The organism is Halosimplex marinum (genome assembly GCF_051414075.1).
GTDB lineage: Archaea > Halobacteriota > Halobacteria > Halobacteriales > Haloarculaceae > Halosimplex > Halosimplex marinum.
Map to the genome: position 1 here is coordinate 709446 of NZ_JBLKNY010000004.1, position 17727 is coordinate 727172.

A 17727-nucleotide genomic window follows, 5' to 3' on the forward strand; every position below is an offset into this window, starting at 1 on the left:
CTCCCAGGGTTTCCCCGAGTATTACTCTTGCGGGCGTTTGGCACGGTCCGGCCTCCGCCGCTGCGGGCGGAGAACTCGGGGGGCCGTGGGGAACTCGGGGATCCGAACGGTGTCCGCGTGTCGGCGGTTGCCGCACGCGAATGGAAACAGCACCCTTTTGACGCCCCCATTGATAGAGTGCCGTATAATGGGCCGACGTAAAAAGATCGTACAGGAATGTGAGACACTGATGGACAAGCCGGAGAACATCCGGAACATCGCCATCGCTGCTCACGTCGACCACGGCAAGACCACGCTGACAGACAACCTGCTCGCCGGCGCGGGCATGATCTCCGACGACACCGCGGGCGAGCAGCTCGCGATGGACACCGAGGAGGACGAGCAGGAGCGCGGGATCACCATCGACGCCGCGAACGTCTCGATGACCCACGAGTACGAGGGCACCAACCACCTCATCAACCTCATCGACACGCCGGGCCACGTCGACTTCGGCGGCGACGTGACCCGCGCGATGCGCGCCGTCGACGGCGCCTTGGTGGTCGTCGACGCTGTCGAGGGCGCGATGCCCCAGACCGAGACCGTCCTGCGCCAGGCGCTACGCGAGGGCGTCAAGCCGACCCTGTTCATCAACAAGGTCGACCGCCTGATCTCCGAGCTCCAGGAGGGGCCCGAGGAGATGCAGGAGCGTCTCCTGGCCGTGATCCGCGACGTGAACGAGCTCATCCGCGGGATGACCGAGGAGATGGACGACATCGACGAGGACTGGACCGTCTCCGTCGAGGAGGGCACCGTCGGCTTCGGGTCCGCCCTGTACAAGTGGGGCGTCTCGATGCCCTCGATGCAGCGGACGGGTATGGACTTCGGCGAGATCATCGACCTCGAACGGGCCGACAAGCGACAGGAGCTCCACGACCGGACGCCCCTGTCGGACGTCGTCCTCGACATGGTCTGTGAGCACTTCCCGAACCCCATCGACGCCCAGCCCCGTCGTATCCCGCGCATCTGGCGCGGCGACGCCGACTCCGAGGTCGCCGAGTCGATGCAGCTGGTCGACGAGGACGGCGAGGTCGTCATGATGGTCACCGACATCGGGATCGACCCCCACGCCGGCGAGATCGCCGCCGGCCGCGTCTTCTCGGGCACCCTCGAGAAGGGCCAGGAGCTGTACGTCTCCGGGACCGCCGGGCAGAACCGCGTCCAGTCGGTCGGCATCTACATGGGCGGCGAGCGCGAGGAGGTCGAGCGCGTCCCCGCCGGGAACATCGCCGCCGTCACCGGCCTCCGCGACGCCATCGCCGGCTCCACGGTCTCGAGCGTCGAGATGACCCCCTTCGAGTCCATCGAACACATCTCGGAGCCGGTCATCACCAAGTCCGTCGAGGCCCAGAACATGGACGACCTCCCGAAGCTGATCGAGACGCTCCAGCAGCAGGCCAAGGAGGACCCGACCATCCAGATCGAGATCAACGAGGACACCGGCGAGCACCTCATCTCCGGGCAGGGTGAGCTCCATCTCGAGGTCATCGGCCAGCGCATCGAGCGCAACCAGGGCATCCCGATCAACACCGGCGAACCCATCGTCGTCTTCCGCGAGGCGCCCCAGGGCGACTCCCGCGAGGTCGAGGGGATCTCCCCGAACCGTCACAACCGCTTCTACATCACCGTGACGCCGCTCGACGACGACATCGTCGAGGCCATCCAGCTCGGCGAGGCCTCCATGGACATGCCCGAACTGGAGCGCCGCGAGGCGCTCCAGGAGGCCGGCATGGACAAGGACACCTCCCAGAACGTCGAGCACATCCACAACACCAACGTCATCATCGACGACACGAAGGGGATCCAGCACCTCAACGAGACGATGGAGCTGGTCCTCGAAGGGATGGAGGAGGCGCTCAACGACGGGCCGCTGGCCGCCGAGCCGGTCCAGGGCTCGCTCATCCGCCTCCACGACGCGCGGCTCCACGAGGACGCCATCCACCGCGGCCCGGCCCAGGTCATCCCGGCCACCCGCCAGGCCATCCACAACGCCCTCATCGACGCCGAGGTGCGCCTGCTGGAGCCGATCCAGGAGGTCCGCATCGACGTACCCAACGACCACATGGGCGCCGCTTCCGGCGAGATCCAGGGCCGTCGCGGCCGCGTCGACGACATGTACCAGGAGGGCGACCTCATGGTCGTCGAGGGCGTCGCGCCCGTCGAGGAGATGATCGGCTTCTCCAGCGACATCCGCTCGGCCACCGAGGGACGGGCCTCCTGGAACACCGAGAACGCCGGCTTCCAGGTCATGGCCGACAACCTCCAGCGCGAGAAGATCATGGAGATCCGCGAGCGCAAGGGCATGAAGCAGGAACTGCCCGAGACGGTCGATTACATCTAACGGCCGTCTAGTCCTCTCGCCCGTTCTCGACTTTTCGCGCCGCTCCGTCGCCAGTCCCGTCGTACTCTACGACTCGTGGCAGAAACGGACCGTCGGAGAACGGGTTATTCCGCTGTCTCCCGCGCCTTCGAGGCGGCGGCACCGCATCGTTTACCCCACCAGGTCGCGGTAGATCGCCCGGTAGTCGTCGGTCCCGTCGACGCGCTCGTCGAAGCGCACGTCGCCGTCGGCGAGGACGGTCAGCCGGTCGAGCGACGGGCCGAAGGCGTCGAGGTGGTGCGTCGAGACGACAACCGTCCGGCCGTCGCCGCAGTAGTCGGCGACGAACCCGACCACCCGGTCGCGGGCGGCGTCGTCGAGCTCGTCCAGCGGCTCGTCGAGCAGGACGAAGGTCGGCCGGCGGACGAACGCCAGCGCCACGTCGAGCAGGCGCTGGTAGCCGCCCGAGAGGTCGCCGGCGACGCGGTCGCGCACGTCGTCGAGACCAAGGTCCGCGCGGACGGTCGCAAGCCAGTCGTCGCCGGCCTCGCCCATGGCGGCGAACACCCGCAGGTTCTCGTCGACGGTCAGGTCGGGGTAGACGCTCGGCGTCTGGAAGCCGCAGCCGATCCGGCCCTCCGGACGGGTGATCGTCCCCGCGGTCGGCCGGTCGAGACCGAGCACGAGCGCTAGCAGCGTCGACTTGCCCGAGCCGTTCGGGCCGACCAGCGCGTGCAGGTCGCCGGCCTCGATCCGCAGGTCGACGCCGGCGAGCGCGGTGACGCCGTCGTAGCGCCTGACCACGCCGCCGAGCCGGATCTCGTCCGAGCGGTCGCGCTGGGACTCCCCACCCGCTGTGCCGTCACCCATCGCGACCCCTCCGCTCGTAGAGGACGACGGCGCCCGCGAGCCAGCAGAGAGCGACGAGGGCCACGCCGCCCAGCAGGAGCAGGCGGTCGGTGAACAGGCGAGGGGACAGCCCCTTCAGCGCGACCGCGCGGACGACGACCGTCGCGTGGTAGACGGGGCTCCAGCCCGCGATAGCCCGGCGGACGGCCGAGAAGAACCCGGTCGGGTAGACCGGGTTCGAGAAGGCGACGACCGCCCCCAGCAGCGCGACGTTGACGAACCGGCCGGCGACGGAGAAACGGGTGAGAAAGGAGACGCCGAGGCTCACCGCGACGAGTGCGGTACCGACCAGTCCGAGGACGCCGAGCGCTGCCGGGTCGAGGAGGGTCACCCGATAGCCCAGCGCGGCGCCGGCCAGTCCCATGCTGGCGACGGCGGCAGCGCCGAGCGCGGCGAACAGCGCGGCCTTGGCGGCGAGCAGTGCCCACAGCGACGACTCCACGCGCACGCGGTCGAACACGCGCCGCTCGCGGGCGAGGTGGTAGGGGACGTAGGTGAACGCGTAGACCGCCAGCAGATAGACCAGACCGGTCGCGAAGAGGAACTCCGGGAGCGTCCGCTCGGCGCCGACGACCCGCCGCTCGACGGTGACCGTCGACGGGAACACGCCCGCCCGCTCGCGGAGCGTCCCCGTCACCGCCCGCGAGGGCTCGACGTAGGTCACCATCCCGCCGTCGACGGCCAGCGAGAGCGTGACGTTCGCGCCCGACTCGTAGAGGCCGTGGCCGACGGTGAGGACGCCGTAGACACGCTCCCGGTGGAGCGCGGTCGTCGCGGCGGCCGGCGAGTCGAACTGTCGCGGGGCCGAGACCGTCCGCGCGAGCCCGGCGACGGCCTGCAGTTCGTCCTCCGTCACGGTGTCGTCGGCGGGCGCGACGGCCACCGGCACGTCCTGGGGGACCGTCCGGTCGAACCCCGCGGTGGCGACGCCGAACAGGGCCGGCGCCAGCAGGAAGACGACGGCGACGGCCCGCCAGTTGCGGCGGAGCCAGAACAGTTCCTTCTCGAGGAGCGGTGCGACCATTCGGGAAAAGCGAGACGGGGGGCCGTCTTAAACGCTCTGTGCTGCGGCCGCGGCCGCGGTCGTCCCCGACGCGACGCCGGTCGCCGCGCCGCTCTGACCGCCGGTCAGGATGTCCGCGTACCAGCGGATGAGCGTCTCGGCGGTCTCGATGTCCGTCTGCCGCGAGACGGTGACCGTCGTGTCGTCACGGGTCACCTCGGTCGCGCGGAGCTCGGATTCGAGCGTCTCGTTCTGGATGGCGCCCGCCTGGATGGAGATGAACCCCTGCGCGAGGTCCTTCACGTCCCGGGCGGTGTCCGTCGAGTTCGTCATGATGCGCGACTCGGTACCCAGGGTCTCGCCGTCGTCGGCGATGTAGTAGGTCCCCGAGGTGATGTGGAGGTCGTTGTACGCCTCGGCGTACGCGGTGACGTTCAGGCCGGTCGACTGGCCCATCGTCTGGTTGATCCGCGTGACGTTGACGTTCTGGGAGGTCTGGGCGTACCGGAGGTAGCCGTCGCGGGTGCTGTCGAACGCGCGGCGCAGGTCGCCGTCGACGGGGTCGGCGTCGCCGACCTCGACCTGGACCGTGTCGTTGACCGCCTGCTCGGTCCCGAAGGCGTACTCGCCGTCACCGAGGACGGCGACCCACTGGTCGGGCTCGGGCGGGCCGAAGGTCGTGACGTTCTCCTCCTCGCGCGGCTCGGGCTTGTAGACGGTCACGCCGTCGACCGTCGTGTTCCGGTAGGATCGGTTGGTGTTCTCCTCGACCGCGTCGACCACGTCGGACTTCGCCCAGTCGGCCTCGACGATGGCGCCCTGGTAGGGCGGCGACGTGAAGTTCTCCTGGCGCTGGCTGAACGTGATGACCTGCTCGGCCGCGCGCGGGTCGAGGCCGGTCTCGTTCTCGACCTCGTCGAACGCGCCCGTCAGGTTCGCCGGGACCATCTCGACCGGCGACGGGGCGGTCTCCATCCCGTCCATCGTCTCGTTGTCGGCGGGCGTCGACTGGTTCGTCGAGCCGACGGTGGCGTTGTAGCCGGTCGCGTAGAGGCGCTCGGCCGTGTCGGACTCGATGACGCTCGCGTCGAAGACGGCGACGCTGTCGACGCCGTCGGGGACCGACTCCAGCAGGGCGGAGTCCCGGGAGTCCGTGACGCCGTCGAGCGCGCCCATCTGTGCCGCGGCGACGCCGCCGACCGCGAGGAACGCGACGACGACGACCGCCTTGGCCGCTGTACTGCTCAGTGTGCCTGTCGGTATGGAGGGCATTCCGTCCGGCACTACACGGACGTGTCAGTAATAAGTATCGGTCGTCCACGGGCGCCGACACGTCGGGCCCCGCGGCGGCTGGTGGCGACCCGGAGGGCGACGACCACCGAGGGGGACGGACGACCGGAATGGCCGGATTGATATAGCCGCCCCCTGTGACGTTCCCCTAATGAGCGCACGCGAGCGCACCGGGGAGGTGATCGGGCGATGAGCGACTCGACCGACGAGGTGCGAGCCTACACAGTTCGGCTCGAACTCGTCGACGAGCCGGGCGAGCTCCTGCGGGCGCTGGGCCCGATCGCCGACAACGGCGGGAACCTCCTCTCTATCTTCCACGAGCGGGGGAACCTGACGCCGCGCGGGCACATCCCCGTCGAGGTCGACCTGGAGGCGACGCCCGAGCGGTTCGACGAGATCGTCGACGCGCTCCGCGACGCCGGAATCAACGTCATCCAGGCCGGCGCGCAACACTACAGCGAGTCGCTGACCATCGTCCTCTCGGGCCACATCGTCGACAGCGACCTCTCTCACACCCTCTCGCGCATCCGCGAGACGACCGAGGCGACGGTGACCGACCTCTCGCTGTCGGCACCCGAGGGGACCGAGGACGTGTCGAGCGCGCGCCTGCGGCTGGCCACCGAGGAGGGGGAGACGGAGTCGACCCTGGCGGCACTGCGCGAGATCGCCGCGGAGAAGGACCTGCGGCTGGTCGAGCCGCTCACGGCGGGTGATGCGGCGTGAGACTCGCCGTGCTGGGCGCCGGCGCCGTCGGCGCCTCGGTCGCGGAGCTGGCCGCCGACTACGGCCACACCGTCACCGCGCTGGCCGACTCCTCGTCGGCCGCCGTCGACCCCGAGGGGATCGACGTGGCGACCGCGCTGGAGTCCAAGCGGACCGACGGCGTCGTCGGGAGCGCCGACCCCGAGGACGCGCTCGACGGCGCGTACGACGTTCTCGTCGAGGCGACGCCGACGACGCTGGGCGACGCCCAGCCGGGCTTCGGCCACGTCCGGACGGCCCTGGAGCGGGACCGACACGTCGTCCTCGCCAACAAGGGCCCGGTCGCCGAGCGCTACGGGGAGGTGCGCGAACTCGAACGCGACAGCGAGGGACAGGTACTCTTCGAGGCGACTGTCGGCGGCGCGATGCCCGTGCTGTCGACCATCGACGACTTCGACCCCGACCACATCACGGCCGCCCGCGGCGTCCTCAACGGGACGGCGAACTTCATCCTCACGCGGATGGCCGCCGAGGGGCTGGACTACGAGCACGTCCTCGCGGAGGCCCAGGACCTCGGCGTGGCGGAGGCCGACCCGGCCTTCGACGTGGAGGGGACCGACGCCGCGCTGAAGTGCGTCATCGTCGCGAACGTCCTCGCGGGGAACGGCCGCGAGTACACCCTCGACGACGCCGAGGTGCAGGGCATCGAGGACATCCCCGGGAGCGCGCTCGACCTGGCGACCGAGGACGGCCGCACCGTCCGACTCATCGGTGAGGTCACCGCCCAGGGCGAGGTGCGCGTCGGCCCGCGGCTCGTTCCCGAGAACGGCACCCTCGCCGTGACGGGCACCGAGAACATCGTCCAGCTGGAGACCGAGCACGCCGGCCGGCTCAACATCTCCGGACGCGGTGCCGGCGGGCCCGAGACCGCGACCGCGGTGCTGGCCGACGTGGGACGACTGGACCGCGACTGACCGCCCCCGGTGACCCGTTCTCCGCGCTCTTGCCGACCGTCAACCGCCACTGGCTCGGTCCCGACCGCCGACCGGCGCCTGTTCGTCGTGATCCCCGGGGCGAGGGCGCGAGCCGCGGTCCGTGAGAGCGGTTGGCAAATCGCAAGACGGCGAGCGGATCGCGTGGAGTCGCTATCGAAATGGTTTTAACACTAACCGCCAAAGGATTCCCACATAGCGCCTCTGCGCGTGAGATACAATGAGTGAGGACAAACCGCACCAGAACCTGGCCATCATCGGCCACGTAGACCACGGGAAGAGCACACTGGTCGGGCGACTGCTGTACGAGACAGGCAGCGTCCCCGAGCACGTCATCGAACAGCACAAGGAGGAAGCCGAGGAGAAGGGCAAGGGCGGCTTCGAGTTCGCCTACGTCATGGACAACCTCGCCGAGGAGCGCGAGCGCGGGGTCACCATCGACATCGCCCACCAGGAGTTCGACACCGACGAGTACTTCTTCACCATCGTCGACTGTCCGGGCCACCGCGACTTCGTGAAGAACATGATCACGGGCGCGTCCCAGGCGGACAACGCCGTGCTCGTGGTCGCCGCGGACGACGGCGTCCAGCCCCAGACCCAGGAGCACGTCTTCCTGGCCCGCACGCTGGGCATCGGCGAGATGATCGTCGCCGTCAACAAGATGGACCTGGCCGACTACGAGGAGGGCCGCTACCACGAGGTCGTCGAGGAGGTCGAGGACCTGCTCAACCAGGTCCGCTTCGACACCGAGGACGCGAAGTTCATCCCGGTCTCGGCCTTCGAGGGCGACAACGTCGCCGAGCGCTCGGAGAACATGGACTGGTACGACGACGAGATCCTCCTGGAGGCGCTCAACGAGCTGCCGGAGCCGGAGCCGCCGACGGACGCGCCGCTCCGACTCCCCATCCAGGACGTCTACACCATCTCCGGCATCGGGACCGTCCCGGTCGGACGCGTCGAGACGGGCATGCTCAACACGGGCGACAACGTGAGCTTCCAGCCCTCCGACGTGGGCGGCGAGGTCAAGACCATCGAGATGCACCACGAGGAGGTCCCGCAGGCCGGCCCCGGCGACAACGTCGGGTTCAACGTCCGCGGCATCGGCCAGGACGACATCCGCCGCGGTGACGTCTGTGGCCCCGCTGACGACCCGCCGTCGGTCGCCGAGACCTTCCAGGCCCGCATCGTCGTGATGCAGCACCCGTCGGTCATCACCGCCGGCTACACCCCGGTCTTCCACGCTCACACGGCCCAGGTCGCGTGTACCATCGAGTCCATCGACCAGAAGATCGACCCCGCGACCGGCGAGGCCGAGGAGGAGAACCCGGACTTCATCCAGAACGGCGACGCCGCCGTCGTCACCATCCGCCCGCAGAAGCCGCTCAGCATCGAGTCGGCCAACGAGATCCCCGAGCTGGGGAGCTTCGCCATCCGCGACATGGGTCAGACCATCGCGGCCGGGCAGGTCATGCAGGTCAACGAGCGCGAGTAACTCATGCAGCAAGCACGCGTCAGGCTGGCCGGCACCAGCCCCGAAGACCTCGACTCGATCTGCGGCGAGGTCCGCGACATCGCCAACAAGACCGGCGTCGAGCTGTCGGGGCCGATCCCGCTGCCGACCAAGACGCTCGAGGTGCCCACCCGCAAGTCCCCCGACGGCGAGGGGACGGCGACGTGGGAGCACTGGGAGATGCGCGTCCACAAGCGGCTCATCGACATCGACGCCGACGAACGCGCGCTGCGCCAGCTGATGCGGATCCAGGTCCCGAACGACGTCTCCATCGAGATCGTCCTCGAGGACTAGAGGGGTCGGCGGCTCCCGCCGCCGCTGTCACCGGGCGCCCCGCGGCGCCGCCGTGTGACCGATTCCCGAAGCCGCTCTCACGCGCAGGACTTATCCCCTCTGCGCTGCGAGCGAACAACGCGGGCTCGTAGATCAGTGGCAGATCGCTTCCTTCGCAAGGAAGAGGCCCGGGGTTCAAATCCCCGCGAGTCCACTACCATCTTTTTGCGGACGGGGTTTCCTCGCGAGCCGGAGGCTCACCGGACGGTCCCGTCGCGGGACAGCGGAGTGACCCCGGAACTCCGATCCAGATTGCCGGTTCGCTTCCGAGTACGTCCCACCCGCTTGTCACACCCGTCGTTCGGCCCACGCGGCAACTTCCCTCGGCTGCCGACTGCGGGACCGCCGATCCCCCGAAAGACCAGTATCATTATATAAATTTTCGGCCCGTTCCCGAATCGCCGGACCGGAGTGCACTCCGCCACCGTCCACCCGATTGTATAAGAACAATTATACACATGGGTCCGAACTCGCAGTCGACGACGAGCGGGGAGGGGTAGCCCTGATCTCCAGCCGAAACCCCCGATCGCTTCCACTGCAGATCCGACCGCTATCGCCCGATTTCGGACGGGTCGGAACTACTTTCACTGCGGTCCACCTACGTTTAAGAGGGACTCGCCGTATGACACGGAACGCGCGACTACACACCCGAAGAGGCACGTAGCGACGCGACCACTCGGGTTTCGAACACGTGAAGCGAGCGACGAATACCCGCAAACCAAAGGGTTATTTGGGACCCAGACAAACAGAATTTCCGTCACAGATGATAGGTATGAGGCCACAGCGGACACGCTCTCGATCCGGCGCCGGTTTCGGTCGCGGGAGGGGTACGACACATGAGTAGCGGGGATCTCGGGGTCGACGACGTCGACCTGCCGATCAAGCGCACCGAGGGGGAGACGCTCGAGGAGCGGCTCACGGGCAACGCGTACCACAACATTCTGCCCGCGCGCTACCTCCGCAAGGACGCCGACGGGGAACCGATCGAGGAGCAGGAGGACCTGTTCGAGCGGGTCGCGAAGAACATCGCGCTCGCGGAGGCCGTCTACGAGGCCGAGAAACGGGACGTGGAGGTCACGGTCACGCCCGACCAGCTCAAGCCCGACCACCCGCGCCGCGACGAGCTGGCCGAGGAGGTCTTCGGCAAGGGGACGACGGCCGACGACGACGCCGAGACGACCCTCGACCAGTACAACGTCAACAAGTTCGCCTACGAGACGGTCGTCCCGGAGCTGCCCGACGAGGTACGGGACCACGTCGAGGCGACGGCCGACGAGTTCCAGACCCTGATGGAGGATCTCTCCTTCATGCCGAACTCGCCGACGCTGATGAACGCCGGCGACGAACTCCAGCAGCTGTCGGCCTGTTTCGTCGACTCGCCGGCGGACGACATCGACGACATCCACCAGACCGCCAAGGAGGCCGCGCAGGTCTTCCAGTCCGGCGGCGGCATGGGCTACGCCTTCTGGCGGCTGCGCCCGTACGGGGACGCGGTCGGCTCCACGGGGGGTATCGCGTCGGGGCCGATCACCTTCATGCGGACGTTCGACCAGATGTGCGAGACCATCGCGCAGGGCGGCGCCCGCCGGGGCGCACAGATGGGCGTCATGCGCGTCTCGCACCCGGACGTGATCCAGTTCATCCACGCCAAGAACAAGGACGTCTCGCTGGCGCACACGCTCCGGCTGAATGACCCGGACGACTTCACGCACAACTCCTTCGCCGACGCCCTGGAGGAGGCCCGGGAGCTCATCGACGAGGACGGCAAGGTGCCGAAACACCTCCGCAACGCCGTCGAGGGCCACCTCTCGAACTTCAACATCTCCGTCGGGATCACCGACGGCTTCATGGACGCGGTGAAGGCGGACGAGGAGTTCACGTTCACCAACCCGCGGACCGAGGAACCCCACGTCGCCACCGAGGAGACCAAGGAGCTCTACGAGATGTTCGACCTCGGCGAGCACGTCGAGGTCGGCGAGGTGCTGTCGGTCCCGGCCCGGAAGGTCTGGGACCGCATCGTCGACGGCGCCCACGAGAACGGCGAACCGGGCGTCATCTACCTCGAACGCGTCAACAAGGAACACTCCTTCGACGTGGAGGAACACCCCGACCACCGCATCCTCGCGACGAACCCCTGCGGCGAGCAGCCCCTCGAGGAGTACGAGGCCTGTAACCTCGGGCACATCAACCTCTCGACGCTCGCGGCTCAGGACGCGCCGGACTGGCGCGTCTGGTCGGCGGAGCACGCCGACGAGTACGACTCGCTGGAGGAGACCGTCGACGCGTTCCTGCAGGAGGCCATCGACTTCGAGGCGTTCGACCACCGCATCGAGATGGGGACCCGCTTCCTCGAGAACGTGGTCACGATGTCGGACTTCCCGGTCCCGAAGATCGAGGAGACCGTCCGGGAGATGCGCAAGATCGGCCTCGGCATCATGGGCCTGGCGCAGCTGTACATCCAGCTGGGCATGAAGTACGGCGACGACGCGTCCAACGAGGTCGCCCGCCAGCTGATGCGCCACATCAACCACGGCTCGAAGTGGGCCAGTCACGAACTCGCCCAGGAGCGGGGCACCTTCGAGGAGTGGGACAACTCGAAGTTCGCCGACCCCACCGAGTACCGCGAGTGGTTCGAGAAGCAGACCGGCCTCGACGCCGACGAGTGGGACGACGGGTTCGCGCTGCGCAACCACAACACGACGACCATCGCCCCCACCGGGACCACCTCGATGATCGGAAACACCACCGGCGGGTGCGAGCCCATCCCGAACGTCGCCTACTACAAGAACGTCTCCGACGACGTCCAGGGCGACGAGATGCTCGTCGAGTTCGACGACTACTTCCTCCGCGTCCTGAAGGCCAACGACATCGATGTCGACGCCGTCAAGAAGGAGGCCGAGCGTCAGATGGCGAACAACGAATACGGCGGCATCGAGGGACTCGCGACCGTCCCCAACGAGATCGGCGAACTGTTCGTCGTCACCTCGGACCTGAGCGGAAAGGACCACGCGGGCGTCCAGGTCGCTTGCCAGGAGGGCGTCGACTCCGCCATCTCGAAGACGGTGAACGCGCCCTACGACGCGACGCTGGAGGACACCAAGGACGTCTTCGAGTACATCTACGACCACGGCGGCAAGGGCGTCACCTACTACCGCGACGGCACCCGCTCGAAGCAGGTCATCACTACGCGCGCGAAGAACACCGACTTCTCCGACGAGGGCGACGTCTCGGTCGAGGAGATCCTCAGCCGGATCGAGGAGACGCTGGACGGGCTCGACGACTTCTTCGAACACGAGGCGGTCCGGGCCGAGATCGAAGAACACGTCTCCGAGATGGTCACGACCGAGCCAGCCGAACCGGTCACGCCGGAGACCGACGACGGCGTCTACGCTCAGAAGCGCTCGCGGCCGGACGTGCTCCACGGCGTCACCCAGCGCATCGACACCGGCTACGGGAAGCTCTACGTCAACATCAACGAGGACCCCGAGGCCGAGCGGCCGTTCGAGCTGTTCGCCAACATCGGCAACTCCGGTGGGTTCACCGCCTCCTTCACCGAGGCGCTGGCCAAGACCATCTCGACGGCGCTGCGCGCGGGCGTCGACCCCCGCGAGATCGCCGACGAGCTGCAGGGCATCCGCAGTCCGAAGGTCGCCTGGGACAAGGGCGAGCAGATCCAGTCCATCCCGGACGCCATCGGCACGGCCCTGCGGCGCTACCTCGACGACGAGATCGACAAGGGTTACCCCCAGCAACAGACGCTGGAGGAGACTGCCGAGGAACGCGACGCGCGTCGCGCCGCCGAGAGCGCGGGCGAAGACGACAGCAACCCCAACCAGGACGTGGGGACCGTCGAACCCGAGACTGACGGCGGTGCGTCCGTCTCGATGGACGCTAGACCCGGCAGCGACGCCGGCGAACCCGGTCCCGAGGCGGACCAGGTCGAGGGCGACCAGCAGCAACTGATCGACGCGGGCGAGAGTCCGGAGTGTCCGGAGTGTTCGTCGCTGTCGCTGTACTACTCCGAGGGCTGCAAGACCTGCGAGTCCTGCGGCTGGTCGGAGTGTTGAGTCGGTAGATAGACCCAACGGACGGGGCCGGTCCGGACACGCCGTCCGCCGGCCGGCGTCCGTTCCCGTGACGCTCCCGATCTGCGCGCTTTTACTCGCCGTCCACGCCGTCGAGTCGCCGGTGTGGGCGACGCTCGGGTTCACCCCCGTCAGACCGCTGTTCGTCGCGGCCGCCCACAAACCGCACGACGGGCGAGTGGACTGGCGAGACGGCGTGGCCGTGGACCGCATCGGGGCTGCGGTGCTCGCGCGTCGGCCGGTGCTGGGCCTTCCGGTCGCAGTTCCGGACGCGGATCGCTACGGCCACCTCCGGGGCGCGTTCGGCGTGGCCGCCGAGCCGCTCGGGTGGACCGCGGAGTGGGCGGCCGCGCCGCCCGGGCGCCGTCGCGGCCGAAGTATTGATCTGATCGGGGACCGAACGGGACTGACGTGAGCGATAGACGCTGCCCGCGCTGCGAGGAACGACTCTACGAGCGCCACTGCAAGTACGTCTGTCCGAACCACGGGCCGATCTACGACTGTTCGGACCCGTTTGTCTGATACGGATTATCGCAAGCGTTTACCGGGTCGACCGCACGGAGTCGTGCGGTCGATCCCGGAATGTCTTGCAACAATCCGTATGAGAGGGGCTATCGCGGACTGTGTCCGGGCAGCGGCGACCGCCTTGGGGCGTCCCGGTACATCGCGACGACGATCCCTACTCCGATTCCTCGACGACGACGACGCCCGCGCTCCCGTGGACGGGACAGCGGACGAGGTACGCGCCCGGCGACTCGAAGGCGTGTTCGAACGTGTGAGCCGTCCCCGCGAGGCGGTCGCTCTCGACGACGCCGTCGTCGCCGACGACCTGGTGGGGCTGTTCGTCGTCCCAGAACCAGACGACGTTCCCGCCGGCGGCGACGCGGACGGCGACGGGGTCGAAGTGCGGGTCGTCGCCGCCGACGCGGATCAGCGGGTTCCGTTCCCGCTCGAACTGCAGGATCTCGAGGGTGGCGTCCTCGGGTTCGGTAACGGTCTCTTCGGCCCCGTCGGCGAGTCGGACCGTTTCGAGCGTGACCTTCGCTGTGCCGTGCTTGCCGGCCGAAGACGAGCTGGTCTCGGAGACGAAATAGCGGTCGCCGTCGATGTGGGCGACCGCGCCCTCCTCGACGTCGCCGAACTCGCTCTCGATCGCGTCCATAGTCGGGGATCGGCCGGTCGAAATAAATACGTACTGTTGCGGAAACCCTTTTCCAGCGGTGGCGTCGACTGGGGGTATGGAGCCGGTAGTCTGTTCGTGGAGCGGGGGCAAGGAGAGCGCGCTCGCGCTGGACGAGATCCGGAACGGGGCGACGCTCGAAGTCGCGGAGTTGATGACGACGGTCGGCGCGTGGCACGACCGGTTGAGCATCCACGGGGTCCGACTGGCGCTGATCGAACGCCAGGCCGACGCCATCGGCGTCCCCCTCGACGTCGTCCGGATCCCCAAGGGGTGTGACGGCCGGGCGTACACCGAACTGATGACGGACACCTTCGCCCGGTACGACGACCGGGGGATCGAGCGGCTGATCCTCGGGGACGTCTTCCTCGACGACGAGGACGACTACCGGGGGGAGGCCCTCGACCGGACCGGCGTCTCGACGTACTGCCCGTTACACGACAGGGAGACGGACGCTCTGATCGAGCAGTTCCTCGACTCGGAGTACGAGGCAGTGACCGTCGCCGTCGACGGCGACCTCGGGCGTGAGTTCGTCGGCCGCCGCCTCGACGAATCGTTCGTGGCCGACCTCCCCGCGGCCGCCGACCCGGCCGGCGAGGACGGCGAATACCACACTTTCGTCTACGACGGCCCGACGTTCGACGAGCCGGTCGCCTTCGAGACCGGGCAGATCACCGAGCGCGAGGTCGGCGACGGGACGATCACCTACTGCGACCTGGTCCCGACCGAGGACGGGGCGCCCGGAGTCTGACCGGCCACCGGAACCGGCCGCTCAGGACCGCCAGTCGACGAACCGGGAGAGGTAGTCGTAGGCGGCGCCGCTCCTCCCGTCGGGCAGCTCCACGTACTCGACGCGACCGTCGCCGTCGACGAGGGTCTCGTACAGCTCTCGGGACTGTTCGGCCGGGACGCGGCCGTTCCCGGGCGTACAGAGGACTGCCAGGGGCACGTCCACGTCCGTCCAGCCGGGACGCGGGCTCCGTTCGCGCCGTACCGCTCTGGTATCGTTGTCGCCCAGCAGATCGCTGACACGGTGTTCGATCCGGTCGCTAACCTCGGCAGCCTCGTCATCGTCGTCGATCTCGGTATCCTCGCCATCGTCGTCGATCTCGGTATCCTCGCCATCGTCGTCGATCTCGGTATCCTCGCCATCGTCGTCGAACATCAGGTCGGATATCCCGTCCCACGCGACGCCGCCGGCGTACCGGTCGGGGTAGTTCCGCAGTTGCACGAACACGCTGTACCCGCCGTAGAACCGCCCGAAGACGACGACCTGATCGGCGTCGACGCCCTCGCGGTCGGCCAGCCACTCGGCGGCGGCCGCGATGTCGACCTGGTCGTCCCGACCGAAGCCGCCGTGCAGATCCGGCTGATCGGCACCCAGGTAACCGCTGGACCCCCGCTGGTTGACCCTGAAAACCGTCAGGCCCTGTCCGGCCAGGTACTGCGTTCCGGTGTCGAACTCCAGCCTAGTCCGATGGTCGGGGCTGTCGTCGATCCAGAGGACAGGGGGGGTCTCCGACTCGGCGCCGTCGGCTTCGCCGTCCGGATCGTAGAGGAGACCGCCGACGCGCGGCAGGTCCGTATCCCCCTCGACGTACGTCGGTTCGTCCCCGTCGGTCGACACCGCGAACGACTCGTGAGTCGGTTCGACGAGGCCGTCCGTGTCGGTCTCGCCGCGATCGAACAGCCGCGTGTACTCGCCGCTCGCGTGGTCGTACTCGTAGAGCCTGGTCTTCGTCGTGGGCGTGCGACGCTCGACGAGATATCGGTCCGCACCGAGGCTGGCACCGTACCCCTCCCCGGCGAAGTCGGCGACCCCACCGCCGCCGCCGACGGCCACGACCGACGGGTCGGCGTCGATGTCGTCGTAGACGACCGGTACCAACCCTGCGCCGTGGGTGACCCGCTCGCCCAGCACGCGGTCGGGGCCGTCGAACTGGAGGGCCCGCTCCTCGTGGTCGTCGCTCCCGATCCACGTCCGCTCCCCTGGGAGCGGTCCGTCACCGTTACGCCATCCGTCGGGCAGGTCGACGATCCCGACCCCTTCGCTGTCGACCACGGAGTCCGAGATCAACAGTCGATCGGTCCCGTCGACGGCGATCCAGTCCCGGACGCCGGCCGCGTCCTTGGCCGTCTCCAGTTCGCGTCGGCTTCCCGGTGCAGCGGTGGCGGTCAGGTAGACACTCGACTCCTCCTTCGGATGCGAGTCGGGCGGCGAGAGCGTGTACGCCACGAACTCGCCGTCGGGCGACGCCTTGGCACCCAGGAGCGGTCTCTCGGTCGAAACTAACCGCGTCGTCTCCCCCGTCGCTCCCTCGTACCAGTAGAGTTCGCTGCCGTCGTCGCTCTCGCAGGCGAACAACAGCCCTTCCCCGTTCACGTGCGTTATCCGACAGGACCCTCGCTGGACAACGACAGGACGGAGCGAATCGCCGTCGACGGCGTAGATATCGTCGGCGCGTTCGTCCGCCCGACTGTAGTGGACGAACAGTTCGCCCTCGCTCCAGGCGCCCCCCTCGACGCCGGTCGGGCCCCACGCGGGGAAGCGGGCCCGGTCGATATCGCGGTCCGTCTCGAACGGCGAGCGCGGCCCGACGTCGGGGTTGGCGCGGTTGCCGTCCCGTATCAGCGACAGGGTACGCAACCGAGTGTCGTCGGCGTGAGAGTGAAAGGCGACCGTGACTTCGCCGCTCTCGGGCTCGTGGGACGCGACGGAGTTGTTCGTGGCCGGGAGCGACCGGAGTTCCCGGAGGGACAGCCCGTGAGTCATGTCGGTGATAGTGACATATTCGATCCCAGATTATAAGCCTTCGTGAAGCGGTGGGGCCCCGGGTTCTCGGGCCGCGTCACTGCCTGGGGGCGTTCTCGCGGACGAAGTCGACCGTCTCTTCCAGGGGGGTCCCGGGCGTGAATATCTCCTCGACACCGAGGTCCCGCAGGTGGTCGTGGTCCGAGACGATCCCCCCCACGATGATGAGCGTGTCGTCGAAGGCGTCGTACTCCTTCAGGTGGTCGATGATCTTCGGGACGTGGGTGTGCTCGGCCCCGGAGTGGATGGAGATACCGACGACGTTCACGTCCTCCTGGACCGCCATCTGTGCGATCTCCTCCGGCGTCCGGTGGAGGCCCGAATAGATAACCTCGAAGCCGGCGTCCCGAAACGTTCGCGCCACGACATTCGCCCCCCGGTCGTGCCCGTCGAGGCCGACTTTTGCGACCAGCACACGAATGGGTGGGCTCTTTTGTTCGGGTACCATAGTGACCGAGTTAGAACGGAGATAGTCGCGGCCGCCGTTTATGCTCTTCGCCGGTCGTCGAAGTACTAAAATAGCTCTGTCTCTGCCAGTGTACCTGTGAGGGACCG

15 protein-coding genes and 1 tRNA gene are annotated in these 17727 nt (G+C 68.2%); 10 read left to right on the top strand and 6 right to left on the bottom strand.

The window, feature by feature from the left end:
• The first annotated feature begins 187 nt into the window (after nt 1–187).
• Nucleotides 188–2377, top strand: coding sequence for an elongation factor EF-2 (locus ACMGFI_RS11615; protein ID WP_436909786.1), 2190 nt, complete (start codon nt 188–190; stop codon nt 2375–2377).
• A 150-nt stretch (nt 2378–2527) separates the two neighbouring features.
• On the opposite strand, the gene ACMGFI_RS11620 is transcribed toward ACMGFI_RS11615, so the two are convergent.
• From ACMGFI_RS11620 to ACMGFI_RS11630, 3 genes are read right to left on the bottom strand one after another with little or no spacing between them, the layout of a single operon-like run.
• A complete protein-coding gene (locus ACMGFI_RS11620; RefSeq protein ID WP_436909787.1) occupies nt 2528–3226 on the bottom strand; it encodes an ATP-binding cassette domain-containing protein in 699 nt (232 codons plus the stop codon).
• On the bottom strand, nt 3219–4289 hold the full coding sequence (locus ACMGFI_RS11625; protein WP_436909789.1) for an ABC transporter permease: 1071 nt from the start codon (nt 4287–4289) through the stop codon (nt 3219–3221). The genes ACMGFI_RS11620 and ACMGFI_RS11625 overlap by 8 nt, the downstream gene beginning before the upstream one ends.
• 27 nt (nt 4290–4316) lie before the next feature.
• Nucleotides 4317–5540 (bottom strand): hypothetical protein, encoded by a 1224-nt coding sequence (locus ACMGFI_RS11630; RefSeq protein WP_436909790.1) that lies wholly within the window; start codon nt 5538–5540, stop codon nt 4317–4319.
• A gap of 207 nt (nt 5541–5747) precedes the next feature.
• Between ACMGFI_RS11630 and ACMGFI_RS11635 the strand changes: the two genes are divergently transcribed.
• The 8 genes from ACMGFI_RS11635 (at nt 5748) to ACMGFI_RS11670 (ending at nt 13702) form a co-directional block, all read left to right on the top strand.
• Entirely contained in the window at nt 5748–6281 is a 534-nt protein-coding gene (locus ACMGFI_RS11635) for an amino acid-binding protein (RefSeq protein WP_436909791.1), read from the top strand.
• On the top strand, nt 6278–7234 hold the full coding sequence (locus tag ACMGFI_RS11640; protein WP_436909793.1) for a homoserine dehydrogenase: 957 nt from the start codon (nt 6278–6280) through the stop codon (nt 7232–7234). The genes ACMGFI_RS11635 and ACMGFI_RS11640 overlap by 4 nt, the downstream gene beginning before the upstream one ends.
• A gap of 238 nt (nt 7235–7472) precedes the next feature.
• The gene (tuf, locus tag ACMGFI_RS11645) at nt 7473–8744 is read left to right on the top strand and encodes a translation elongation factor EF-1 subunit alpha (RefSeq protein ID WP_436909795.1); all 1272 of its coding nucleotides are present in this window, start codon (nt 7473–7475) and stop codon (nt 8742–8744) included.
• Between the two features lie 3 nt (nt 8745–8747).
• On the top strand, nt 8748–9056 hold the full coding sequence (gene rpsJ, locus ACMGFI_RS11650) for a 30S ribosomal protein S10 (RefSeq protein WP_135364173.1): 309 nt from the start codon (nt 8748–8750) through the stop codon (nt 9054–9056).
• 121 nt (nt 9057–9177) lie between these two features.
• Nucleotides 9178–9249 (top strand) — tRNA-Ala (locus ACMGFI_RS11655).
• 682 nt (nt 9250–9931) lie between these two features.
• Nucleotides 9932–13162 (top strand): adenosylcobalamin-dependent ribonucleoside-diphosphate reductase, encoded by a 3231-nt coding sequence (locus tag ACMGFI_RS11660; protein WP_436909796.1) that lies wholly within the window; start codon nt 9932–9934, stop codon nt 13160–13162.
• A 67-nt stretch (nt 13163–13229) separates the two neighbouring features.
• Nucleotides 13230–13595, top strand: a complete 366-nt coding sequence (locus ACMGFI_RS11665; protein ID WP_436909797.1) for a hypothetical protein — start codon at nt 13230–13232, stop codon at nt 13593–13595.
• On the top strand, nt 13592–13702 hold the full coding sequence (locus ACMGFI_RS11670; RefSeq protein WP_436909798.1) for an HVO_2523 family zinc finger protein: 111 nt from the start codon (nt 13592–13594) through the stop codon (nt 13700–13702). The genes ACMGFI_RS11665 and ACMGFI_RS11670 overlap by 4 nt, the downstream gene beginning before the upstream one ends.
• Nucleotides 13703–13859: 157 nt before the next feature.
• Here the strand turns inward: ACMGFI_RS11670 and ACMGFI_RS11675 are convergent, their stop codons facing one another.
• A complete protein-coding gene (locus ACMGFI_RS11675) occupies nt 13860–14342 on the bottom strand; it encodes a plastocyanin/azurin family copper-binding protein (protein WP_436909799.1) in 483 nt (160 codons plus the stop codon).
• A gap of 76 nt (nt 14343–14418) precedes the next feature.
• On the opposite strand from ACMGFI_RS11675, the gene ACMGFI_RS11680 reads away from it, so the two are divergent.
• Nucleotides 14419–15111 (top strand): Dph6-related ATP pyrophosphatase, encoded by a 693-nt coding sequence (locus tag ACMGFI_RS11680; protein ID WP_436909800.1) that lies wholly within the window; start codon nt 14419–14421, stop codon nt 15109–15111.
• A gap of 21 nt (nt 15112–15132) precedes the next feature.
• On the opposite strand, the gene ACMGFI_RS11685 is transcribed toward ACMGFI_RS11680, so the two are convergent.
• Nucleotides 15133–17133, bottom strand: a complete 2001-nt coding sequence (locus ACMGFI_RS11685) for an alpha/beta hydrolase family protein (protein WP_436909801.1) — start codon at nt 17131–17133, stop codon at nt 15133–15135.
• Between the two features lie 76 nt (nt 17134–17209).
• On the bottom strand, nt 17210–17620 hold the full coding sequence (locus tag ACMGFI_RS11690; protein WP_436909803.1) for a cobalamin B12-binding domain-containing protein: 411 nt from the start codon (nt 17618–17620) through the stop codon (nt 17210–17212).
• Nucleotides 17621–17727: the final 107 nt, after the last annotated feature.